We start from the raw sequence: 22365 nt of genomic DNA on the forward strand, positions 1-22365 counted from the left end.
GGCGATATCGACATTGCGCTGCTTGAAGATGCGGTTGTCGACCACCAGGCTCATCGCGTCTTCGAACAGGCGCGGCAGGCGATCATCGAGCCACACGCCCAGATCATCGAGCAGCTTTTGCGGCACGTCCTGATGCACCCCCCCGGGGCGGAACCAGGCCGAGTGCATGCGGGCACCCGAGGCACGCTCAAAGAAGTTGAGGCAATCCTCACGCACTTCGAACAGCCACAGGTTGGGCGTCATCGCCCCAACATCCATCACATGGGACCCCATGTTGAGCATGTGGTTGCAGATGCGCGTCAGTTCGGCAAACAGCACCCGCAGGTACTGGCCGCGAACCGGCACTTCGAGGTTGAGCAGCTTCTCGATCGCCAGCACATAGGAGTGCTCCATCGCCAGCGGGCTGCAATAATCGAGCCGGTCGAAATAGGGCAGCGCCTGCAGATAGGTCTTGGTCTCGATCAGCTTTTCGGTGCCACGGTGGAGCAGCCCGACGTGGCAATCGATCCGCTCGATGATCTCGCCATCCAGCTCCATCACCATCCGCAGCACGCCATGCGCGGCCGGGTGCTGCGGGCCGAAGTTGATCGTGTAGTTGGCGATGACTTCATCGCCGGTGGTAGGCGATTGTTCCATTTGCATGGTCATGCCGCGCCTCCCAATCCAAAAACCCCGTCACCCTGAACCCGTTTCAGGGTCCATTTCGCCGAAGGCCCGATGGTTGCGTGGAATGAGCCGACTGCCCGGTTTGCTTGTGTAATGCGCCGCCGGGCAAGAACCACGATGGACCCTGAAACGAGTTCAGGGTGACGAGTAAAGGCTACGGAACTCACTTCCCGACCTCCGCCTTCTCATCGCCTGGCAGCACGTAGTCCGCACCCTCCCACGGGCTCATGAAATCGAACTGGCGCAGGTCCTGCGCCAGCTTCACGGGTTCATAAACCACGCGCTGCTCTTCGATCGAATAGCGCAGCTCGACATAGCCGGTCAGCGGGAAATCCTTGCGGAACGGGTGGCCTTCAAAGCCATAGTCGGTCAGGATCCGGCGCAGGTCCGGATTGCCATCGAATACCACGCCGTACATGTCGAACACTTCGCGTTCGAGCCAGCCGGCGTTGGGCCACAGTCCGGTAACGCTGGGCACCGGGGTATTCTCGGCCGCCGAAACCTTGACCATGATGCGGTGGTTTTTCGTCACCGAAAGCAGCATGTAGACAACTTCGAACCGCTCGGCCCGATCGGGATAATCGGCCCCGGCCATTTCCATCATCTGCTGGTATTCGTGATCGTCGCGCAGCAGACGAAGCGCGGCCACGATCTGATCGCGCGCCACGGTGAGCACGATCTCGCCATGCTCTTCCTTAGCGGCGACGAGCATGGAGCCAAGCGCCTCTGACAGCGCGGCGACAACGCCTTCGTTCGAGGCAAAGCGCGGGGCAGAATGCAGCACGGTCATTTCACGCTAATCCGCAACGACTGGTAGAACTTGTCGATGATTGCGTTCTGATCCTCAACCGACAGCGTCGCATCCGATTGCGTACCAGCGATTAAAAGAACGATCTTGTTCGCGCTCACTTCAACAACACCGGCTTGTACAACACGATTGCCTGCAGTTTGGCGATTCAAGTAGGCGCGATGGCCATTGATTGACGTCAGCGAAGGCGTTCCTTCAGCGGTCGGATCGGCTCTCGCTTCGCTTAGAAGTTCGTCGAATATCGAAACCTTACCGACAGGACCTTCAATCACGCCGGCAACGAACCTCAGTTCCGATGTTGCGCACATGACACGGCTTTGAGGCGGCAGGATAAGGCCTTTCGACAGTTCAGGTGGGGCCTTCCGCAATTGCTCGATCACGGCGCCTGAGCAGGGCGTCTCAATTGAGAAAGAATTGTCTTGAGCGATGGCGCGCTCCCAAGACGGCAACCCGCCTTGGGCGGCGGCCTGCATAGCGAATATCGCCGATGCGATGGCTATGGTGTGCAACACTCGTTTCATCGCTCGATCGTCCCCACCCGGCGGATCTTGCGTTGCAGCTGCATCACGCCATAGAGCAACGCCTCAGCGGTCGGCGGGCAGCCGGGGACGTAGATGTCCACGGGCACAATCCGGTCACACCCACGCACGACCGAGTAGCTGTAGTGATAATAACCGCCGCCATTGGCGCAGCTGCCCATCGAGATGACATATTTGGGCTCCGACATCTGGTCGTAAACCTTGCGCAGCGCCGGGGCCATCTTGTTGCACAGCGTGCCGGCCACGATCATCACGTCAGACTGGCGCGGGCTGGCGCGCGGGGCGACGCCAAAGCGTTCCATATCGTAACGCGGCATGTTGACGTGGATCATCTCGACCGCGCAGCAGGCGAGGCCGAAGGTCATCCACCACAATGAGCCGGTGCGGGCCCACTGGAACAGGTCCTCGGTGTTGGTGACAAGGAAGCCCTTGTCGCCCAACTCACCATTGAGGTCCTTGAAAAACGCCGCGTCGGGCGCGGCCAGCGGGCCGTTCCAAAGTGGGCGGCCAAGGGCATCAACCGGAATACTCATTCCCAATCCAAAGCCCCCATTTTCCATGCATAGATCAGCCCGAACACCAGTTCGGCAATGAACACCATCATCGTGATCCAGGCCGACCAGCCCAGTTCGAGAAACGTGACCGCCCAGGGAAACAGGAACGCCGCTTCAAGATCGAACACAATGAACAGGATTGCGACGAGATAAAAGCGCACGTCGAACTGGCTGCGCGGTTCCTCGAACGCGGGGAAACCACATTCGTACTCACTGAGCTTGTCGGCGTTGGGCTGGTGCGTCCCGGTCAGCCGGGCGACGCCCATCGGCAGGAACACGAACAGCGCCGAAAGCGCGAAGGCGATCCCCAGGAAGATCAGGACGGCGAGGTATTGCGACAGGTCGATCAAGGGGCTGACTCGCCTAGATGAAAGATAGCCCGCGCCCTAGTCCCGGTGCTGCCCCCGCGCAAGTGGGGGAATGCCCTTGATCCGCAATAATCAAACGAATTTCCTACATGGACAGGGTTTGGCATGGTTCGCGAATGGCGCAGTTGGATCGATACTTCACGCGGCTAAGCTGTGCGCGCCAGCAGTGCGTGCGGGCAGGCTTTGCGCCGATCCGGGTTTTTTCTTTGCAGCTTGGATGGTTTTGCCCACTTCATGGCGATAACCCGCAGAAAACCGGGCCGCTCCCGATGTTGGAAGAAGCGGACTCGGTGTCAACTGTGTCAACTTGTCTGCCGCCCATGCCGGCGTCGCAGCCCCGTCTCCCCTCCCGCTTGCGAGAGGGGTCGGGGGTGGGTCACTTGGCGATCATACCCAAGCTCGAAGCGGCAGACTGGCCCTCCCCTTGCCCCTCCCGCAGGCGGAAGGGGAACTTTTCACTTCTTCAGCTCGCGCGCCAGTGTCGATTGCGTCGATTTGCCATAAGGCGGCTTGAAGCCCGAGAGGCTTGCAATATCCAGTCCCGACTGGCGATAGACCGCACGGGCGTGGCTGAAGGTCTTGAATCCATCCGCCCCGTGATAATTGCCCATCCCCGATGGCCCGGTCCCGCCGAACGGCAGGTCTTCCATCACGTTGTGGAACAGCACGTCGTTGACCGTAACCCCGCCCGAGATCGTCCGGCTCAGCACGCGCTGTTCCTCGGCCTTGTCGTTGCCGAAGTAATAGAGCCCCAGCGGGCGATCGTGATCGTTGACATAGTCGATCGCGCTGTCGATCGAATCGTAAGTCATCACCGGCAGGATCGGGCCGAAGATTTCCTCCTGCATCACCTTCATGTCATCGGTAACGTTGCGCACGATGGTCAGCGGCATCTTGTTGCCGTTGGAGCTTGTGAAGTCCTCGCCCGCCGGATTGACCTCGATCAGTTCGGCGCCCTTTTCCCTGGCGTCGGCGAGGTAGCCCTGCAGACGTTCGAAATTGCGGCCGTTGACCACCGAGGTGTAGTCATCGTTGGCCAGCATCGTGGGATACATGGCAGCAACGCCGGACTTCACGCTTTCGATCACGTCCATCTCCTGATCCTTGGCGACCAGCAGGTAATCGGGCGCGAGGCAGATCTGCCCGGCGTTCATCATCTTGCCCAAAGCGATCCGCTGGCCGGCCTTGGTCTTGTCAGCACTGCGGCCGACGAAGGTCGGGCTCTTGCCGCCCAGTTCCAGCGTCACTGGCACCAGATTTTCGGCCGCAGCCCGCATGATGTGCTTGCCCACGCTGGTCGCGCCGGTGAAGATCATGTGATCGAAGGCAAGCTTGCTGAAGGCCGTGCCGACCTCAACCCCGCCGGTAAATACCGCCATTTCCTCTTCAGCGAAATACTGCGGCACCACTTCGGCGAAGACCTCGGCGACGCGCTCGGTGAACTCGCTCGGCTTGATCATCGCGCGGTTGCCGGCCGCCAGGATCCCGGCCATCGGCACCATCACCATGCCCACCGGGAAGTTCCACGGCGCGATCACCCCGATCACGCCCTTGGGCTGATAGACCACTTCGGCCTTGGCCCCGAGCAGGCCCAGCGGGAACATCGCCTTGCGCTTTTCATTGCGGCTCCACGCCTCGAAGTGCTTCCTGGCGTGCTTGAGCGCGCCGACCGAGGGCATGATGTCGGTCATCAGGGTCTGTTCGGTGCTGCGGTGGCCAAAATCGGCGCTGACCGCCTTGGCGAAGGCATCCTTGTGATCGATCAGCATTGCGATTGCCCGGTCGATCCGGTCACGCCGCACCGACAATGGTTCGGGCAGCGCGGCGGTGAAAGCAGCGCGCTGGCGGGCAAGGACATCGGTCAGGCGGTTCAATTCGGCGCTCACAAGCAGGCTCCCCGTTTTCATTTGCCACCTTTTCCCGCAGCCGCGCGATTATGGCAAGCATCGATGTGTGATTGCACCTGTTGCATCGCAGCATTAGAGGTACGATGGACTCACCCTAATCTGAAAGGCCCACAGCCATGGCCCAGTTTTCCGCAGCCGATCCGATCGTCATCCTGTCCTATGCCCGCACCCCGATGGGCGGCATGCAAGGCGCGCTGGCCGATGTATCCGCGACCGACCTTGGCGCGGCGGCGATCAAGGCCGCGGTCGATCGTGCCGGGGTCAACGGTGCCGATGTCGAACGCGTCTACATGGGTTGCGTGCTCCCCGCCGGACTCGGCCAGGCCCCTGCCCGCCAGGCGACGATCAAGGCCGGACTGCCCAAATCGGTGCAGGCCACAACGGTCAACAAGGTGTGCGGCTCGGGCATGCAAACGGTGATCATGGGCGCAGAGGCGCTGGCCGCGGGCTCGATCGACATGGTGGTCGCGGGCGGCATGGAAAGCATGACCAATGCCCCCTACATCCTCAAGAAGCACCGCTCAGGCGCGCGGATCGGGCACGATACCGCCTATGACCACATGTTCCTCGACGGGTTGGAAGACGCCTATGACGCCGGCCGGGCGATGGGTACGTTCGCGCAGGACACCGCCGATGCCTACCAGCTGACGCGCGAGGCGCAGGATGGCTATGCGATCGAATCGCTGCGCCGCGCGCAGGCGGCGATCGCCGATGGTGCCTTCGTTGGTGAAATCACCCCGGTAACGGTGGTCAGCCGCGCGGGTGAAAGCGTGGTCGATACTGACGAGCAGCCCGGCAAGGGCCGCCCTGACAAGATCCCGTCGCTCAAACCGGCCTTCGCCAAGGACGGCACAATCACCGCCGCCACCTCAAGTTCGATTTCGGATGGTGCCGCCGCGCTGGTCCTGACCCGCCAGAGCGTTGCCAGTGCCAAGGGCCTGCAGCCGGTGGCACGCGTGGTTGCCGTTGCGGCCCACGCGCAGGAACCCAAGGATTTCACCACCGCCCCGGTGGGTGCGATTGGCAAGGTGCTGGAAAAGGCCGGGTGGTCGCTTGGTGAGGTCGATCTGTTCGAAGTCAACGAAGCCTTCGCCTGCGTTGCGATGTTCGCAATGCATGACCTCGGCATCCCGCATGACAAGATCAACGTCCACGGCGGAGCGACCGCACTGGGCCATCCGATCGGCGCGTCGGGCGCACGCATCATAACCACGCTGATCGCCGCGCTGCAGCGCCATGGCAAGACGCGGGGCATTGCCAGCCTGTGCATCGGCGGGGGCGAGGCTACCGCGCTGGCGGTCGAGCTCGTCTAGAGCTCTTCTGCCCCCCACAGGCGCGACTGTTCGACATATCCCTGGCGCGGGCCGACGTTGAACTGGCACCAGCCGCTGGCGCAGTCACCCAGCAGGCCGACCACGCCCGGGGCCAATCGCCACAGCAGTTTGCCCTCGGCAGCGCCGCGTTCGCGCATTGCCACTGGCTCCGTGCCTTTGACGAAAGCGCCGCGTTCGCGGGTCAGGAAGCGGGCCAAAACCCAGCCCCTGGCACCGTCAGGGTCTTCCACAAACCGCCAGCCTTCCTTCATCCGCAGCACTTTCATTGGCAGATGCGCGCGGCGATAGACCCACACGATGCGATAGTCCTCGCCCGGGCCAACGCGCATGTTGACTTCCTCGGCCCGGATCGAGGCCCAGTATGGCACCTTGCCATCCTGAGCGATGGCGGGAACGGCTGTGGTGACAAGGGCAAGGCCCAGGAGGAATCGGCGCATCGGGGACATGCCAGCCTAATAGCGCTCCCCGGCCCCTCGCTTCAACCCGCTTGACCATCCGCCCCGGCACAGCCTAGCGCGAGTTCATGACCGTTGTGACAGACAGCCCCAATACCCGCCGCGTCGCAGGCAAGCCGCGCGTGCATGTTACCCGCCGTCTGCTGCCCAGCGTCGAGGCGCGGATGGGCGAACTGTTCGACGTGGTGCTGAGCGGCGAAGACCGCCCGTTGAGCCGTGACGAGCTGATCGCAGCAATGCAAACCAGCGATGTGATCGTGCCCACCGTGACCGACCAGATCGATGCAGGAATGCTCGAAGCCGCAGGCGAACGGCTTGGGCTGATTGCCAATTTCGGTGCCGGGATCGAACATATCGACCTTGCCGCGGCGCGCGCCCGCAAGGTGATCGTCACCAATACCCCGGGCGTGTTCACCGATGATACCGCCGACCTGGCGATGATGCTGATCCTTTCGGTGCCGCGCCGGCTGGGCGAAGGCAGCCGCCTGGTCCGCGATGGGCTCTGGACCGGCTGGGCGCCCACCGCGATGCTCGGCCGCTGCATCGGCGGCAAACGTCTGGGGATTGTGGGCATGGGCCGGATCGGCCAGGCCGTGGCGCACCGCGCCCGCGCTTTCGGGATGGACGTGGTCTATCACAACCGTCACCGCCTGCCGCCCAGCGTCGAGAGCATGTTCGGCGCGCGGTATGAGCCCGACCTGGAACAGCTGATCGCCACCAGCGACATTCTGACGCTGCACTGCCCGGCTGGCGCCGATACGCATCACCTGATCAATGCCCAGCGGCTGGCCGAGATGAAGCCGGGTGCCTATCTGATCAACACCGCGCGCGGCGATCTGATTGACGAGGAAGCCCTGATTGCCGCGCTGTCGAGTGGACATCTGGCGGGGGCTGGGCTGGATGTGTTCGCGCGCGAACCGCAGGTCGATCCGCGCTTGATCGCATTGCCGAATGTCATCACCCTCCCCCACCTTGGCAGTGCCACGGTGGAAGGGCGCGAACATGCCGGAGAAAAGGTAATCGCCAATATCCGCTTCTGGGCCGATGGCCACCGCCCGCCCGATCAGGTGCTGCAAGGTTGGGCATAACTGCACTGCGCGCAATATCCATGCGCATCCTTGCTTGATCGAATTGCAATCGTTGCTTTAAGCCCCCGGCAAGAGAATCGCGTCACAAGTGAGCGTTCCGAGGGGAGATTTGCATGCGTGTCCTGGCCAAGACGATGCTGGCTTTCTGCAGTCTTGCCGTGCCGACAATCGCTTTCGCGCAGGACGCGGTGGCCGATGCTGGTGATGCGCTAAACAGCGGTGACAATGCCTGGCTGCTGGTCTCCTCCGCACTGGTGCTGATGATGTGCATGCCCGGGCTGACGCTGTTCTATGGCGGGCTGGTGCGGGCCAAGAATTTCCTTTCGGTGGCGGTGCAGATCGGCGCGATCGCCGCGGTCGCTTCCTTGCTGTGGATGGTGGCCGGTTACCGGATCGGGTTTGGCGATGTTGGCAGCGGCTATTTCGGCGGCGGTGACATGTGGTTCCTGTCCGGCAGCGAAGGCCTGCTGCGCGGCGACTATGCGGTCAGCGAGCGCACCTTTGCGCTGTTCCAGATGACCTTTGCGGCAATTACCCCGGCGCTGATGGTCGGGGCCTGGGTCGATCGCGCACGGTTCGGCTGGGTGATCGGTTTTTGCGCGCTGTGGGGCCTGGTGGTCTATGCCCCTGTTGCGCACTGGATCTGGGGCGGCGGCTGGTTGGCGACGCGGATGAACACGATGGATTTCGCCGGCGGGATCGTGGTCCACACCACCGCCGGGGTTTCGGCGCTGGTCACCGCGCTGCTGGTCGGCAAGCGACTGGGCTTCCCGCGCCAGTTGATGCTGCCGCACAGTCCGGCGTTGACGATGGTTGGCGCGGCGCTGCTATGGGTTGGCTGGTTCGGGTTCAATGGCGGTTCGGCCGTTACAGCTGATGACAGCGCCGCCAGCGCAATCATCAACACCCACCTTGGTGCCTGCACCGCGGCGCTGGTCTGGCTGCTGGTGGAAAAGTTCAAGGTCGGCAAGCCAACCAGCGTCGGCTTTGCGACCGGCGCAATTGCGGGTCTTGCAACGATCACTCCGGCGGCAGGCTACGTCGCGCCGTGGGCTGCCGTGGTGATCGGCGCGCTGGCGGCACTGGCCTGCTTCCCGATGATCCAGTTCATCAAAGGCAAGCTCGAAATCGACGATTCGCTTGATGTGTTTGCGGTGCACGGTGTGGGCGGGATGCTCGGCTCGCTGCTGCTGGCGGTGTTCCTGTCACCCAGTCTGGGCGGCGCCGGCTATACCGAAGGTTACACCATGATCAGCCAGCTCGCCGCGCAGGCCGTGGGCGTGGGCGTTGTTGCAATCTGGTCAGCCATTGCGAGCGCGCTGATCGCGGTGCTGGTCAGCCTGGCGATCCCGATGCGGGTGGGCGAGGATGACGAGCGCGAAGGACTTGATCTGGCCTGCCACGGCGAGCGCGCGTGGGAGTTTGAATGAACGTACCGGGGCAGGCTCAGCCCTGCCCCAGTTCCTCGGCCAGCAGACGGCCAATGGCCGCAATGGCGCCCTGAGCGCGGACCATTTCCAAGTGCCGTTCACCGACTTCGACTTGCCGGTCGCTTTCGCCCGGATTGCCGCGCGCGGACCCGACCGAAACCACGCCGTCGGCCTGCGAATAAACTGCGATCGTGCGCACTGGCGGCTTTTCGGGCAGGTTTACATCAATCGGGGGGCGATCGACCGGATGGTCATTGAGCAATTCGTAGATCCGCCACGCATTGTTGGCACGCGGATCACCCGAAAACGGGCTGCCCAGCGTGATTACCAGCCGCACCAGATCGGGTCGCAGCTTGGCCACTTCGCGCGCGAAAATTCCGCCAAGGCTCCAGCCAATCAGCGTGACTGGCTGGCCGTGATTATCGCACATCCGCTCCAGCTGGGGGACCAACCGGTCGAGCGTATTGGCCCGCACCCCGCGGTTCTGCCCAAGCCCCCAGCCATAGGCAGGGTAGTTCGCCGCTTGCAGCGAACGGCGCAGCCGCAGTGAGGCGATATCGCTGACCAGATAGCCGGGATAGACCGCGACTGGTTGGCCCCGGCCATGCGGGATCGGTACGGCACGCTGCAGCGGCGTGAGCAAAAGCTGCGGGATCGCAAGGGCTTCGGCAGCCAATAGTCCAAACGCTGGCCGTTCGGGCGACGCCAAAGCCTCAATCCCCCGTCATTATCCGGTCGACCAGCTGCTTCACCGTCGGGGTGAAGTTGTTCGAATAGAACGGGTCGGTCTTGAAATTGTGCGCGGCATGGCCGGCGAACATCAGGTTCTGATCGATATCCTCGCCATGGACGATCGCCTTCAGGGTCTTCTGGATGCAGAAGCTGCGCGGATCGGCCAGATAGCCGGTGGTGAAATCGTCATGGTCTTTCCACGCGGAAAAACCGCAATGTGACAGGCAGCCCATGCATTCCTTCTGATCGGTCTGGATCACCGCGCGTTCGGCTTCGTCAACGAACACGATCGTATCGTCGGGGGTGCGCAGCCCTTCCTTGTGGCCTTGCGCCACCCAGTTGCGGGCCCGCTGGAGATCGGCCGGGGCGACCCAGAAATTCTTGTTGCCCACACCGACATCAAGCCGCGCGGTATGTTCGCCCGCCTCGACCTTGGAATATGGGATCTGCCGCCCACTGCGCGCTTCGAGATTGCGCAGAAAGCCATTGCGCACGGCCTAGCTGTAAAAGCCCGTCGGCGAAAAACGGTGCAACAGGATATCGCCCTCGTCCAGCTTGCGCAGGTGATCTTTCCACGCCTGCGGGATCGGGCTTTCCTGGGTCAGCAACGGGCGGGTGCCGAACTGGAAAACGATCTGGCCCAGTTCAGGATTGTCGATCCAGTTTTCCCAATCGCGCAGGAACCAGACCCCCCCGGCCATCACGATCGGTACCGAATCCGCAATCCCTTCTGCGCGCATCGTATCGCGCAGCGCCTGGACGCGGGGATAGGGATCCTGCGGCACCAGTGGATCTTCGGCATTGGACAGGCCGTTGTGTCCGCCGGCCAGCCACGGATCTTCATAGACCACCGCGCCCATCAGGTCGGCGACTTTATGGTAGGCCCGCTTCCACAGTGCGCGGAAGGCACGCGCCGACGAAATGATCGGCAAGTAGTTGACGTTGTAACGCTGGGCGATCTCGGACAGCTTGTAGGGCATTCCGGCCCCGCAGGTGACCCCGGTGACCATCCCGCGAGTCTGTTCCAGCACGCCTTCGAGCACCGGCTGCGCACCACCCATTTCCCACAGGACATTGATGTTGATCGCGCCTTGGCCGCCGGCGATTTCAAAGGCGCGGCGAACCTGTTCAACCCCGCCGGTGATGGCGTACTGGATCAGCTGATCGTGGCGGTCCTTGCGGCTGGCGCCGTCATAGACCTGGCTAACGATGTTGCCTTGATCATCATAGAAATCGGCGTTAACCGCGCTGACCGTCCCAATGCCGCCGGAGGCAGCCCAGGCACCCGAACTGGCGTGATTGGACACTGCAACACCCTTGCCGCCCTCGACGATCGGCCAGACTTCGCGTCCGCCGTAGAGAATTGGCTTGAGCCCCTTGAAGGCCGTAGCTGCAGTCATTGCGTCCCTGTCTTCCCATTTGCCGTATCGCACGGCTTTATATCCTGCGGCCTGGGGCGTTCCCCATTCGCCTCGAACGCGGCGTAATAGCCGTTGAGTTCCGGCCTAAGCACAAATTGCACCAGCCGAAAACCCACCGCGCCAAATTCGCAGAACAATTGGCGCGGCGGGATGCCGTGCTGATCGGTCGGTCGGTCGACATCGACCACGATCACCTGCCCGCCCTTGCGCAGCGCCGGGCGCAAGTGCCACAGGAACGCATAAGGCTCGTTCACCTCGTGGTACATGTGGACCATGAAGATGCGGTCGAAACTGGCAGAGGGCAGCTTGGGATCTTCGGGCAGGCCAGTGCGGATCGACACATTGTCAAGCCGTTCACGCTCAACCCGCTGGCCCAGCCGCTGGATCGCGCCGGGATCGATATCCTGCGCCAGCACCCGGCCTTTGGTGCCCACCCCTGCGGCCAGTCGAATGGTGTAATAACCCTCGCCCGCACCGATATCGGCCAGGCTCTGCCCCGGGCGGATCGCGGCCAGTTCCATCACCACTTGCGCCTCGCCCAGATTGTCGCGCTGGTCTTCGTTGGAAAATTCGGTGCCGGAAAGCGCTGATACCGGGCGGATCGCAAGGGGAAATCCACGCGCGCCTTCGGCCCGGCCGGTTTCATCGGGGCTGGGTCTGCAGCCCGCAAGAAGCGCCGCAGCAGCGGCGATCGCAAGCGGCAACAGAAGATGGCTCCGGATAGTCACGAAGCCTGCCTTAGCCCAGCAAACAGCGCTTGGCAAAGCACGTTCCCCGTGCCCACCGCCGGATCAATCGACGTCATCGACCTCGACAGTCTCACCGCTTACACGCTGCGCCAGGGCGGCGGCCATGAACGGATCGAGCGCACCATCGAGCACATCGGCCGGCGTCGGGCTGGTTACCCCGGTGCGCAGGTCCTTGACCATCTGATAGGGCTGCAACACGTAGGACCGGATCTGGTGGCCCCAGCCGATATCAGACTTGCTGGCATGTTCGGCACTGGCAGCCTCCTCGCGCTTGCGCATCTCCTCTTCATAGAGCCGCGCTTTCAGCATCCCCATCGCGATTTCGCGGTTCTTGTGCTGGCTGCGATCGATCTGGCTGGCGACCACAATCCCTGAGGGAATGTGCGTCATGCGCACCGCCGAATCGGTGGTGTTGACGTGTTGCCCGCCCGCCCCCGAAGCGCGGTAGGTATCGATCCTGAGGTCAGCCGGATTGACGTCGACCGCGAAGTTGTCGTCGATCACCGGATAGACCCAGACCGAGCTGAAACTGGTGTGGCGCCGGGCCGAACTGTCATAGGGCGAAATGCGGACCAGCCGGTGCACGCCGCTTTCGGTCTTGGCATAGCCATAGGCGTTTTCGCCCTTGCACAGGATCGTGGCCGATTTGATGCCCGCCTGCTCGCCCGACTGGTATTCGATCATCTCCACCTTGAAGCCGCGCTTTTCGGCCCAGCGGCTGTACATCCGCAGCAGCATTTCGGCCCAATCCTGGCTTTCAGTGCCGCCCGCGCCGGCGTGTATCTCGATGTAGGTATCATTACCGTCAACTTCGCCCGAAAGCAGCGCTTCGACCTTGTCGGCATCGGCCTTGTCGGCCAGCGCAGCCAGCGTGGCGATACCTTCGTCAACTGTCGCCTCATCACCCTCGGCTTCGCCCAGCTCGATATATTCGATCGCGTCGGCCATATCCGCCCCAATCGAATTGACTGTGCTAACCGCCGCTTCCAGCCGGCGGCGTTCCTTCATCACGGCTTCGGCGTCCTTGGGACTGTCCCAAAGCTTGGGATCTTCGACCCGCGCGTTCAACTCGTCGAGGCGGCGCAGCGCACGATCCCAATCGAGGAACTTGCGGACCAGCGCCAACGCCTTTTCGATCCGTTCGATATGGGCCAGCCCTTCGGCTCGCATGGCTATTTACTCCAGAAATTCGGAAGGCAGGCCGTTAGTCTGATTGCCCGCAATGTAAAGGGGCCGGTCAGCGGCGGCGCAAGGCCTGTACCGCCGCGAGCGTCCGGGTAACATGTTCGCCCGGGTTCATGTCGGTATAGGCCAGGACCACCCGGCCATCGCGGGCAATCACATAGCTGGTCCGGCTCGAACGGCCGGTTTGCGCGCCATCGGGCTTCTTGAGGTGCACATCGTAGGAACCGATAATCGCCGGGGTGGCGACCCCGACCGGGAACTTGCTGCTGCATTCCTTGCGGCTGAAATCCTGCTGCACCTGGATCGTATCAGCGGACAGCCCGATCAGCGTCGCCCCAGCCGCCTTGAACGCCTGAGCCTTCTCGGCAAACATGCGCGCTTCGATGGTGCAGCCATCGGTAAAGCTCTTGGGGTAGAAGTAGAGCACCACCGGCCCTTTGCGCAGCGCCCGCGCCAGGTTGAAATTGAACACCGTGCCGCCCAGCGCGCCTTGCGTTACGAATTGGGGTGCGCGCGCACCAATCGGCAGATCGGCCGGTGCGGCGGCGGGAATAGCCAGGATCGCGGCGGCCATCGCAAGGCCAAACAAATTGCGCTTCATCATAGTCTCCTCAAAGCCCCCCGGCCCTCGTTATTCGCTGGTTGCCGCCGGACCCGGGGCAATCGCAGGAACCGCATCAGGTTCCTTGGCCGGGCCGGCGGATGTATCGGCTGCAGGCGCTTTGGGTCGCCCGGCCCCGCGCCGTGCCGCAGCAATCAGTGCGGCGCGCTGCTTCTCGCGCTCTTCGGTTCCGATCCCGGGCCGGGCTTCGCTTTCCGCCTTGAAAGCTTCCCAGATCACGCTGGCATCGCGGCCATCGCCAGGCGTGCCGGTGAACACCCGTTTGCCGCTGATCCGGTCAACCTTGACCCAGTGAATTTCGGCCGGTGCAGTGAACGGGCGCGTGCTCCAGCGCGGCCGCGTGGAGGCTACCAATTGCTTGAAGATCGGCGCGGCCACGCTGCCGCCCTGCGCCCACCCGCCCAGCGAACGCGGCTGGTCATAGCCCAGGTAAACCCCGCCGACGATATCCTGATTTCCGCCCACAAACCACACGTTGGTCGGCCCACTGGTGGTGCCGGTCTTGCCGAACAGCGGCAGGCCAAGATCGGCCAGCGCATAAGCAGTGCCGCGGGTGACCACGCCTTCGAGCATGTGCACCACCTGGAACGCGGTGCGCGGATCCATCACCTGCTTGCCGCGCGAATTGAACCGCGGCATCGGCTTGCCGTCCCACTCTGCCATGTTGCACTTTTCGCAGCGGCGGGTGTCGGCGCGCAAGATCACCTTTCCGGTGCGATCCTGGACATAATCGATGACGGTTGCCGGAAACTGCACCCCGTTATTGGCCAGCGCGGCATAGGCGTTGACCATCTGTTGCACCGTCGTTTCGCCAGCACCCAGCGCAAACGCGAGATAGGGCGGATACTTGCCAATACCGACCCGTTCAAAGGTTCTGGACACGTTGTCCATTCCGGTATCGTTGGCGATCCGGACGGTCATCAGATTGCGCGATTGTTCCAGTCCCCAGCGCATCGTGTGAGTAGCGCCGCTGCCTCCTCCACCGAAGTTCTGGAAGCACTTCTGGCCAAGGCTCGAACCCTGATAAACGCAGAACTTGCCGTCGATCACTTCGCTCGACGGGCTCATCCCGAAATCGAGCCCCGTGCCATAAACAAACGGCTTGATCGTCGAACCCGGTTGGCGCTGCGCCTGAGTGGCGCGGTTGAAGCTGCCAAGACCCGCATCGAAGCCGCCCTGCATGGCTAGCACGCGGCCCGAATGCGCATCTTCGAGCAGCAACCCGCCGGTGATCTCGGGGATCGAACGGAACGTCCAGATCTTGGTGCCGACCGGTGCCGCGGCAACCACATCGCCTTCTGCGATGGTCGCCGGCGCACCGGTCAACGCGCCCTTATCGCCATCGGCAAAGCCGACTGTGACCGCATTGCCCGTCCGGCCGATCACCAGGCCGACGCGCCAGTTTTCAAAGTTGATCGACTTGTTGAGCAAGGCGATCTGGCCTTGCCAGGCATCCTTGTCGAGATCGACGTGATCAAGCGGTTTGCCGTTCCCGCCGCGCCCGCCAAAGCCGAGCAACCCCTTGCGCAGCGAATCCTGCGAGGCCTTTTGCAACTGCGGATCAAGCGAGGTGCGCACCCACAGTCCGCCGGCATAGACGCTGTTAGGGCCAGTCTCGGCATTCTCACCGTACCGGTCGATCAGCTGACGGCGGACTTCTTCGATGAAGTAACCGTTGGCCGGATCCCAGTTATCCCCGCGGCGCGGAATTATGCCCAGCGGCTCGGCCTTGGCGGCAGCCGCTTCGGCCGCGCTGGCTGCACCGTTCCTGACCATCTGGTCGAGCACCCAATTGCGCCGTTCAACCGCCTCTGCGGCGTGGTTGGCGCGGCCGTAGATTTCGGGCCCGCGCGGCAGGGCGGCGAGGAAAGCGTCCTGCGCCAGCGACAGTTCGGCCACATCCTTGCCGAAATAGGCCTGCGCTGCCGCCTGAACCCCGAAGCTTTGCCGGCCGAGCGGAATTTCGTTGAGATAAAGCTCGAGGATCTGTTCCTTTTCCAGCACGCTTTCGATGCGCCGGGCGACGACCATTTCCTTGATCTTGCGAGTGACTGAGTATTCGTTGCCGATCAGGATGTTCTTCGCAACCTGCTGGGTAATGGTCGATCCGCCCTTGGCGCGCTTGCCCGAACCCAGCTTGGTCACATAATCGAACACCGCGCCGATCAGGCCGCTGTAATCGACCCCGCCATGGCTCCAGAAAGTCTTGTCCTCGGCTGAAAGGTAAGCGCCTTTGAGCTTTTCCGGAAAATCGACATAGCGCAGCTGAACGCGCCGTTCGCGCGCATAGGAATAGACGATCTCGCCATCGCTGCCGCGCACCATGGTGGGCAGCGGCGGCTGGTAAGTGAGCAGGCTATCGGCCGAAGGCAGGTTCCGCGTTACCGCTACCCAGAACAGCAGATTGAAGGCGACAAAAGCCCCCAGCAGATAATTGAACACACGAAACTTGCGGTTATCGGCCCACCGCGCCCGGTACCAATCGGCAAAGTCGCTTGCGCGAATGCGCGCCCACAGGCCGCTGGCCAGGCCCTTGGTCCGCGACCACAGCCCGCTTGCCTCGCGGCGGATCCGCAAGCGTACCGAAGTGGGTTCCTGATCGTCACTTTCAGCCATGAATTGTGGCCTCTAGCATGGCCCGCACCGCATTTGCCAGCGCCTTGCCGCGCGCAATCCGGCGAAAATCATGCCGCTGCCGATGTCCGCGCAAAAAACACGCGGATTGCCTGTGCCAGTGCACTGGCGAAGCCGTTTCGCCCGGCGGAGGACGTTAGCCGCGCGACATCGTCGGTGTTGTTGATATAGCCGGTCTCGAACAGCACCGAGGGCACATCGGGCGATTTGAGCACGACAAAGGCGGCCGATTGCGGTTCGGTTCGCTTGAACGGCATCAGCCCGCGCCCTTCGCGCAGGACCAGCTGAGCAAAGGTTTCCGATCGCGCCTGGGTCTGGCGCTGGGCCAGATCGATCAGTGCTGCGCTGACATCGCTGCTCCGTCCTTCGATCCTGACGCCATAGACCTGATCAGCAGCGTTTTCGCGCGCCGCCATCTTCTCGGCCTCCTGGTTGCTGCCCTTGGCTGACAGGGTATAGACCGTTGCACCCTTGGCGCCGTTATCTGCCTCGGTGCTGTCGGCATGGATCGAGATGAACAGGTCGGCGCCCAGCTTACGGGCAATCTCTGGCCGTTCTTCGAGGAACAGGTAGGTATCGTCGCCGCGGGTCAGGGCAACGCGCACCCCGCCCTGCTTCAGCAATGCGTCACGCAGCGCTTCGGCCAGCATCAGGGTCAGGGTCTTTTCCTTGAGGTCGCCCTGCCCGGCCCCGGGATCCTTGCCGCCGTGTCCGGCATCGATCACCACCAGCGGGCGGCTGGCATCGAGCGGCCCTTCGATCTTGGGCAGCGCCGCACCGGCTTCAGGCCTCGGCAAGTCAACCGCAACGATATAGTCAAAGCCCCGCCCCGGCCGCCCGAAACTACGGTCAGCCAAAACCATCGCGGCGAATACCGCGATTGGTACGACGATTATCGCAGACAGCAGAACAGTACGGCGCATCGCCATGTGACTAGTGCGACAATCGGCGCGGCGCAATCGCCGCATTGCGGCAAGCAACTTGCCGCCGCCGCGAAGCGATGCTAGGCAAACCTTCGACCGAAACCGGCATGGCCGCTTTCGGGGGGAGAATCCGGAAATTTTCGTTCCGGATCAAACAGGTTGATGCAACAATGAAGAGCCTAGCACCGTTCCAGTCGTCGGGAGCCCTAGCGGCTTCGGCGTATGGGATGGCGGGCCAGCCGCGCGCAGGGTTGCCGCGTCTCTTTTTTGCTGCAGACGCACACATCGCCGCCGGAACCCGCCTTGGGTCCGGCATCACCGATACATCCGCAACCGGCCGGAGCGTATGCTCAGCCGGGCGCGGACTGTCCGCATACAGCCGCGCCATCTCCGCACGCACCTTCGGGTCGCGCTGCACCGGGCGCGCACGGAGAATCTACAATGACAACGCGCATGCTTATCGATGCGCGCCACCCGGAAGAAACCCGGGTGGCGGTGCTCAAAGGCAACCGGATTGACGAGTTCGATTTCGAATCCGCCGAACACAAGCAGATCAAGGGCAATATCTATCTTGCCAAGGTCACCCGGGTAGAACCGTCGCTGCAAGCGGCCTTTGTTGACTTCGGCGGCAATCGCCACGGTTTCCTGGCCTTTAGCGAAATCCACCCCGATTATTACCAGATCCCCAAGGAAGACCGGGAGCAGCTGCTCGCCGAAGAGGCTGCCCACGCCGAGGAAGAGGCCGCACTGCGCGCCATTGCCGAAGGTGAGGAAGATTTCGTTGGCGACGACGAACTGGGCGAAAGCCTGGCCGATGACATGGCCGGTACCAGCCACGATCATCACGACGACGACGATTTCGGCGGGGTGATGGAAGTCGACACGTCTGAAAAGGACGACGTTGCAACGATCGAGGACGGCCACGTTGACGGGGCTTTCGATCACGACGGCGAAGATGCCGCCGAAGAAGGCGACAACGGCGATGCCGGCGACAACCGCCAGCGCGGCCGCGGCCGCCGCCGTCAGGGCGGATCAGGCAATCGCGGCCACGCCAAGGAAGCCGACGAACTGCGCGCCAAGCGCATGGCGCTGCGCCGCCGCTACAAGATCCAGGACGTGATCCAGCGCCGCCAGGTGCTGCTGGTCCAGGTGGTCAAGGAAGAACGCGGCAACAAGGGCGCTGCGCTTACCACTTACCTCAGCCTTGCTGGTCGCTATTGCGTGCTGATGCCCAATTCGAGCCATGGCGGCGGGATCAGCCGCAAGATCAATTCGGCCGGAGATCGCAAGCGTCTCAAGGGCATCATCGCCGAGATGGACCTGCCCAAAAGCATGGGCTGCATCGTGCGTACCGCCGGGCTGCAGCGCACCAAGACCGAGATCAAGCGCGATTTCGATTACCTCGCCCGCCTGTGGGATGAAATTCGCGATACCACGCTGGGCTCCACTGCCCCGGCGCTGATCCATTCGGACAGCGATCTGATCAAGCGCGCGATCCGCGACATCTACAACCGCGAGATCGAAGACGTGGTGGTTGAAGGCGAGCATGGCTACCGCGCCGCGCGCGATTTCATGAAGCTGCTGATGCCCAGCCACGCCAAGCGGGTGAAGCACTATGCCGATCCGGTGCCGCTGTTCCAGCGCTATGGCGCCGAAGACCAGCTGACCGCGATGTACGATCCCGAAGTCCAGCTGAAAAGCGGCGGCTATATCGTGATCAACCCGACCGAAGCGCTGGTTTCGATCGACATCAACTCGGGCCGTTCGACCAAGGAACACGGGATCGAGGCGACTGCGCTCAACACCAACCTTGAGGCCGCGCGCGAAATCGCCCGGCAGCTGCGCCTGCGCGATATGGCCGGGCTGGTGGTGATCGATTTCATCGACATGGAATACAATTCCAACGTCCGCAAAGTCGAAAAAGCGATGAAGGACGCGCTCAAGAACGACCGCGCGCGGATCCAGGTGGGCCGCATTTCCAGCTTCGGGCTGATGGAAATGAGCCGCCAGCGCCTGCGCACCGGCGTGCTCGAAGCCACCACACGGGGCTGTCCGCACTGCGATGGCACCGGCCTGGTCCGCACTGCATCAAGCGCGGGGCTTTCGGCGCTGCGGCTGATCGAGGAAGAGGCTGCCAAGGGCAAGGGCTCGGTGATCTCGCTCTACGCCAGCACCGAAGCGGCGGTCTATCTGCTCAACGCCAAGCGCGGCGATCTCGGCGAAATAGAGCACCGCTATGGCGTGCACGTCGAAGTGCTGCCCGAGGGCGAGAACGAAGGCTCGAAGATGCGCGTCGCCTCATCAGGCCCGCGCCCCGAATTCGTGCCGCGCTTCGAACCGATCGCGCTTGAAGAAGATGATGACGACGACGTGATCGAGGACGAGGAAGAGTTCGAAGCCGAAGAGCGCGCGGACGAAGAAAGCGAAGAAGAACGCGGCAAGCCTCGCCGCAAGCGCCGCCGGCGTGGCGGGCGCGATCGCGACGATGCGCCGCGCAGAGAACAAGGTGATACGCCGCGCAGCGACAACGACGACGATGCCGGCGAGGATGAGGGCGAAGGCGACGATGATCGCTCAGCCGCTGAAAAGGCCGAAGATGGCGAAGGTCCGCGCAAGCGGCGTCGGCGCGGTCGGCGGCGGCGTGGCGGCAAGGGCCGCGGCGACGGTGAAGGCCAGTCGGCAGAAAATGGTGACGAGGCCGCAGAAGGCGAAGCCGACGGAGCCGACGTTGCCGAACCGGCATTGATCGAAGCCCCGCTTGCCGAAGAAGCACCGGCCAAGCCCAAACGCAGCCGCCGCAAAAAGGCCGACGTCGAAGTTGAAGCCGAACCCGCAGCCGAGGTTGCAGCCGAAGCCGCCCCGGCCGAGGAAGCCCCGCTTGCCGAGGAGGCTCCGGCCAAGCCCAGGCGGACCCGCAAGACGAAGGCCGACCTCGAAGCCGAAGCCACCGCCGAAGCACCCGCTGCCGAATCGGCTCCGGTTGAAGTAGCCGAGGAAGTTGCGGCCAAGCCCAAGCGCACCCGCAAGAAAAAGACGGATGCCGAGACCGAAGCCGCCGATCCTGCCGAAGGCGAACCAGCGATGGCAGAAGATGGCGACGAAACCACCGGGACGCCGCGTCGCGGATGGTGGCAGCGCACTTTCGGCGAATAAGACAAGGCAATGGCCGCGCCCGGTGATCCACCCGGCGCGGTCGGCGCCATCCAGCCGCCTTACCACCACCGCCAGGGCGGGGGTTTTCGCAACCCGGAAGGAAGCCCGGTCAGCCGCGCCCGGCTGCGCGATTTCCTCAAATTCCTGCTGTGGGACATGCGCCGGGCCAAGCTGCCGCCGCTGCCGCCGGGTCTTGCCACCGCTATCGCGCCTGATCTTTCCGCCATGCAGGAAAACGAGGTAACCTGGCTTGGCCATGCCTGCTTCGCTTTGCGGATTGGCGGTAAACTGGTGTTGACCGATCCCTATCTGGGAAAGGCCGCCGGGCCGTTTGGCCTTGGCCCGCGCCGCTTCCTTCCGCCCGCAATCACCGCAGCCGATTTGCCCCAGCTCGATCTCATCGTGATCAGCCACAACCATTACGATCATGTCGATGGCGCCGCACTAGGGGCCTATCGCTGGCGCGCGCAAACACCTGTGGTCTGCCCGCTGGGGCTTGCCCCCTTGCTGCGCCGCCAGGGTTTCACCCGGATCACCGAGATAGACTGGTGGCAGGATTGGCGGTGCGGGGCACTGACGGTCACGGCGCTTCCTGCAGTGCACTTCTCAGGCCGCGGTCCGTTCGATCGCAATCGCACCTTGTGGGCCAGCATGGCGCTCGCCGGGCCGCACCGGAAGGTCTGGTTTGGTGGCGATACCGGCTATGGTGCCTGCTTTCGCGAGATTGGCGAACGCGCGGGTCCGTTTGACCTCGCACTCGTCGGTATAGGTGCCTATGAGCCGCGCATAATCATGGAAGCCAGCCATGCAACGCCCGAAGAAGCGATCATGATCGCGCGCGATATCCGTGCACGCACCGCAGTAGGCATGCATTGGGGCAGCATCATGCTCACCCCTGAGGATCCGTTCGAAGCGCCCGCGCGGTTTCGCCGGGCGGCGCTGGAACAGCAATACGGCGAGGAAAACGCCTGGATCATGCAAGTCGGCGAAGTGCGCGGCTTCTAGCCCGCTTTCAGCCCCACACCCCATTCCATCCACCCCGCCCAGCGCGGCGTCTTCGGGGCATAGCGCGCACCGATCGGCGCGACCGCAAAGCCGCCGCCCGCAACCGCGCTGCTGATCGGCCGGGTCAGATGGCATCCGCCAGCCAGGCGCTTCCACACCGGTTCGATCCGGCCTTGCCAGGTGCGTACATTTTCGTCTGGCGCCTTGCCGTGTTCTGCAAACAAGAGCCTGCCCCCGGGCTTCAGAATACGGTGCATTTCGCGCAGCACCTGCGCGGGATCGTCAACCGAGCAGAGTGTGTAGGTGCAAACCACGCAATCGAAGCTGGCGGCAGGAAACGGGATCGCTTCGCCGAATCCTTGCCGCAGATCAGCCTGGAACCCACGGCCGTCGGCGGCGCTGCGGGCATAGTCGAGCCCTTTTGGCGATGGGTCCATTCCGGCAAAATATGTAACCTTTTGCGCATCGTAGAATTGCTGGTTGATCCCGCCCCCGCAGCCCAGCTCGAACACCTGGCCTGCGGCTAGCGGCACCACCTGTTGGCGCACCTTCATGATCGCTGGCGCTGAACAGGCGCACCGGATCACGCGCGGAACGATGTTTTCATCATACCAATTCCCAAGTCCCATGATCCGCTGCTTCCCCTGCCCTGTGGTCTGCGCCATGATGCCACAGTGCTGCGCGGGAGGAAGGCCAAAATGCGGATTTATCGTACAGGCGATGACCACCCCAACGATCTTCCCGATTTTGCCGCCACAAGCAGCTGTGCCAAATTGAAGTCGGACCTGCGAA

The 22365-nt window shown here is 63.0% G+C and carries 17 protein-coding genes and 3 pseudogenes; 5 read left to right on the forward strand and 15 right to left on the reverse strand.

Going from position 1 to position 22365, the window contains the following annotated elements; all coding sequences use genetic code 11:
- The 6 genes and pseudogenes from RMN99_RS03790 to RMN99_RS03815 form a co-directional block, all read right to left on the reverse strand.
- Nucleotides 1-648, reverse strand: a pseudogene (locus RMN99_RS03790) (NADH-quinone oxidoreductase subunit D); the annotation flags it as partial.
- Nucleotides 649-844: 196 nt separating this feature from the next.
- A pseudogene (locus RMN99_RS03795) lies at nt 845-1456 on the reverse strand (NADH-quinone oxidoreductase subunit C); the annotation flags it as partial.
- Nucleotides 1453-1995 carry a hypothetical protein gene (locus tag RMN99_RS03800; protein WP_309621964.1) on the reverse strand — a complete coding sequence of 181 codons (543 nt, stop codon included), beginning with the start codon at nt 1993-1995 and terminating at the stop codon, nt 1453-1455. The pseudogene RMN99_RS03795 and the gene RMN99_RS03800, both read right to left, overlap by 4 nt.
- Nucleotides 1992-2546, reverse strand: coding sequence for an NADH-quinone oxidoreductase subunit B family protein (locus tag RMN99_RS03805; RefSeq protein WP_309621965.1), 555 nt, complete (start codon nt 2544-2546; stop codon nt 1992-1994). Before RMN99_RS03805 ends, RMN99_RS03800 begins: the two co-directional genes overlap by 4 nt.
- A complete protein-coding gene (gene ndhC / locus RMN99_RS03810; protein WP_309621966.1) occupies nt 2543-2917 on the reverse strand; it encodes an NADH-quinone oxidoreductase subunit A in 375 nt (124 codons plus the stop codon). Before ndhC ends, RMN99_RS03805 begins: the two co-directional genes overlap by 4 nt.
- A 473-nt stretch (nt 2918-3390) precedes the next feature.
- Nucleotides 3391-4842, reverse strand: a complete 1452-nt coding sequence (locus RMN99_RS03815; RefSeq protein ID WP_309621967.1) for a coniferyl aldehyde dehydrogenase — start codon at nt 4840-4842, stop codon at nt 3391-3393.
- 116 nt (nt 4843-4958) lie between these two features.
- Between RMN99_RS03815 and RMN99_RS03820 the strand changes: the two genes are divergently transcribed.
- Complete coding sequence (locus RMN99_RS03820) at nt 4959-6155, forward strand: acetyl-CoA C-acyltransferase (protein WP_309621968.1); 1197 nt, start codon at nt 4959-4961, stop codon at nt 6153-6155.
- Here RMN99_RS03820 and RMN99_RS03825 read toward each other — a convergent pair.
- Complete coding sequence (locus tag RMN99_RS03825; RefSeq protein ID WP_309621969.1) at nt 6152-6613, reverse strand: SH3 domain-containing protein; 462 nt, start codon at nt 6611-6613, stop codon at nt 6152-6154. The genes RMN99_RS03820 and RMN99_RS03825 overlap by 4 nt on opposite strands.
- Before the next feature lie 86 nt (nt 6614-6699).
- Here RMN99_RS03825 and RMN99_RS03830 point away from each other — a divergent pair, with 86 nt between their 5' ends.
- Entirely contained in the window at nt 6700-7719 is a 1020-nt protein-coding gene (locus tag RMN99_RS03830; protein ID WP_309621970.1) for a D-glycerate dehydrogenase, read from the forward strand.
- Between the two features lie 113 nt (nt 7720-7832).
- Nucleotides 7833-9149, forward strand: a complete 1317-nt coding sequence (locus tag RMN99_RS03835) for an ammonium transporter (protein ID WP_309621971.1) — start codon at nt 7833-7835, stop codon at nt 9147-9149.
- Nucleotides 9150-9165: 16 nt separating this feature from the next.
- On the opposite strand, the gene RMN99_RS03840 is transcribed toward RMN99_RS03835, so the two are convergent.
- The 7 genes and pseudogenes from RMN99_RS03840 to RMN99_RS03870 all read right to left on the reverse strand — a co-directional run bounded on the left by RMN99_RS03840 (nt 9166) and on the right by RMN99_RS03870 (nt 17415).
- Nucleotides 9166-9825: an alpha/beta hydrolase gene (locus RMN99_RS03840; protein ID WP_309621972.1), complete on the reverse strand. Its 660-nt coding sequence runs from the start codon at nt 9823-9825 to the stop codon at nt 9166-9168.
- Nucleotides 9826-9862: 37 nt separating this feature from the next.
- Nucleotides 9863-11281 (reverse strand): annotated as a pseudogene (locus RMN99_RS03845) (NAD(P)H-dependent flavin oxidoreductase).
- The gene (locus tag RMN99_RS03850) at nt 11278-12030 is read right to left on the reverse strand and encodes a class I SAM-dependent methyltransferase (RefSeq protein WP_405029590.1); all 753 of its coding nucleotides are present in this window, start codon (nt 12028-12030) and stop codon (nt 11278-11280) included. Before RMN99_RS03850 ends, RMN99_RS03845 begins: the two are co-directional and overlap by 4 nt.
- A 63-nt stretch (nt 12031-12093) precedes the next feature.
- Nucleotides 12094-13221: a peptide chain release factor 2 gene (gene prfB / locus RMN99_RS03855; protein ID WP_309621973.1), complete on the reverse strand. Its 1128-nt coding sequence runs from the start codon at nt 13219-13221 to the stop codon at nt 12094-12096.
- Nucleotides 13222-13288: 67 nt separating this feature from the next.
- Complete coding sequence (locus RMN99_RS03860) at nt 13289-13837, reverse strand: peroxiredoxin (protein WP_309621974.1); 549 nt, start codon at nt 13835-13837, stop codon at nt 13289-13291.
- A 30-nt stretch (nt 13838-13867) separates the two neighbouring features.
- Nucleotides 13868-16474: a transglycosylase domain-containing protein gene (locus RMN99_RS03865; protein WP_309621975.1), complete on the reverse strand. Its 2607-nt coding sequence runs from the start codon at nt 16472-16474 to the stop codon at nt 13868-13870.
- A gap of 68 nt (nt 16475-16542) precedes the next feature.
- On the reverse strand, nt 16543-17415 hold the full coding sequence (locus tag RMN99_RS03870; RefSeq protein ID WP_309621976.1) for an N-acetylmuramoyl-L-alanine amidase: 873 nt from the start codon (nt 17413-17415) through the stop codon (nt 16543-16545).
- A 441-nt stretch (nt 17416-17856) separates the two neighbouring features.
- Between RMN99_RS03870 and RMN99_RS03875 the strand changes: the two genes are divergently transcribed.
- Nucleotides 17857-20568, forward strand: a complete 2712-nt coding sequence (locus RMN99_RS03875) for a ribonuclease E/G (RefSeq protein ID WP_309621977.1) — start codon at nt 17857-17859, stop codon at nt 20566-20568.
- 9 nt (nt 20569-20577) lie between these two features.
- A complete protein-coding gene (locus tag RMN99_RS03880) occupies nt 20578-21573 on the forward strand; it encodes an MBL fold metallo-hydrolase (RefSeq protein ID WP_309621978.1) in 996 nt (331 codons plus the stop codon).
- On the opposite strand, the gene RMN99_RS03885 is transcribed toward RMN99_RS03880, so the two are convergent.
- Nucleotides 21570-22202, reverse strand: a complete 633-nt coding sequence (locus RMN99_RS03885) for a class I SAM-dependent methyltransferase (protein ID WP_309621979.1) — start codon at nt 22200-22202, stop codon at nt 21570-21572. The two genes, RMN99_RS03880 and RMN99_RS03885, sit on opposite strands and share 4 nt — an antisense overlap.
- Between the last annotated feature and the right edge of the window lie 163 nt (nt 22203-22365).

The sequence above is a fragment of the Novosphingobium sp. genome (assembly GCF_031417815.1).
In the GTDB taxonomy this organism is placed as follows: Bacteria; Pseudomonadota; Alphaproteobacteria; order Sphingomonadales; family Sphingomonadaceae; genus Novosphingobium.

Bases quoted from the DNA above. Each gene is read 5' to 3' on its own strand.
- RMN99_RS03800 (WP_309621964.1), bottom strand. From the start codon at position 1,995: ATGAAACGAGTGTTGCACACCATAGCCATCGCATCGGCGATATTCGCT.
- RMN99_RS03805 (WP_309621965.1), bottom strand. From the start codon at position 2,546: ATGAGTATTCCGGTTGATGCCCTTGGCCGCCCACTTTGGAACGGCCCG.
- RMN99_RS03815 (WP_309621967.1), bottom strand. From the start codon at position 4,842: ATGAAAACGGGGAGCCTGCTTGTGAGCGCCGAATTGAACCGCCTGACC.
- RMN99_RS03820 (WP_309621968.1), top strand. From the start codon at position 4,959: ATGGCCCAGTTTTCCGCAGCCGATCCGATCGTCATCCTGTCCTATGCC.
- RMN99_RS03825 (WP_309621969.1), bottom strand. From the start codon at position 6,613: ATGCGCCGATTCCTCCTGGGCCTTGCCCTTGTCACCACAGCCGTTCCC.
- RMN99_RS03830 (WP_309621970.1), top strand. From the start codon at position 6,700: ATGACCGTTGTGACAGACAGCCCCAATACCCGCCGCGTCGCAGGCAAG.
- RMN99_RS03835 (WP_309621971.1), top strand. From the start codon at position 7,833: ATGCGTGTCCTGGCCAAGACGATGCTGGCTTTCTGCAGTCTTGCCGTG.
- prfB (WP_309621973.1), bottom strand. From the start codon at position 13,221: ATGCGAGCCGAAGGGCTGGCCCATATCGAACGGATCGAAAAGGCGTTG.
- RMN99_RS03860 (WP_309621974.1), bottom strand. From the start codon at position 13,837: ATGAAGCGCAATTTGTTTGGCCTTGCGATGGCCGCCGCGATCCTGGCT.
- RMN99_RS03865 (WP_309621975.1), bottom strand. From the start codon at position 16,474: ATGGCTGAAAGTGACGATCAGGAACCCACTTCGGTACGCTTGCGGATC.
- RMN99_RS03870 (WP_309621976.1), bottom strand. From the start codon at position 17,415: ATGCGCCGTACTGTTCTGCTGTCTGCGATAATCGTCGTACCAATCGCG.
- RMN99_RS03875 (WP_309621977.1), top strand. From the start codon at position 17,857: ATGACAACGCGCATGCTTATCGATGCGCGCCACCCGGAAGAAACCCGG.
- RMN99_RS03880 (WP_309621978.1), top strand. From the start codon at position 20,578: ATGGCCGCGCCCGGTGATCCACCCGGCGCGGTCGGCGCCATCCAGCCG.
- RMN99_RS03885 (WP_309621979.1), bottom strand. From the start codon at position 22,202: ATGGGACTTGGGAATTGGTATGATGAAAACATCGTTCCGCGCGTGATC.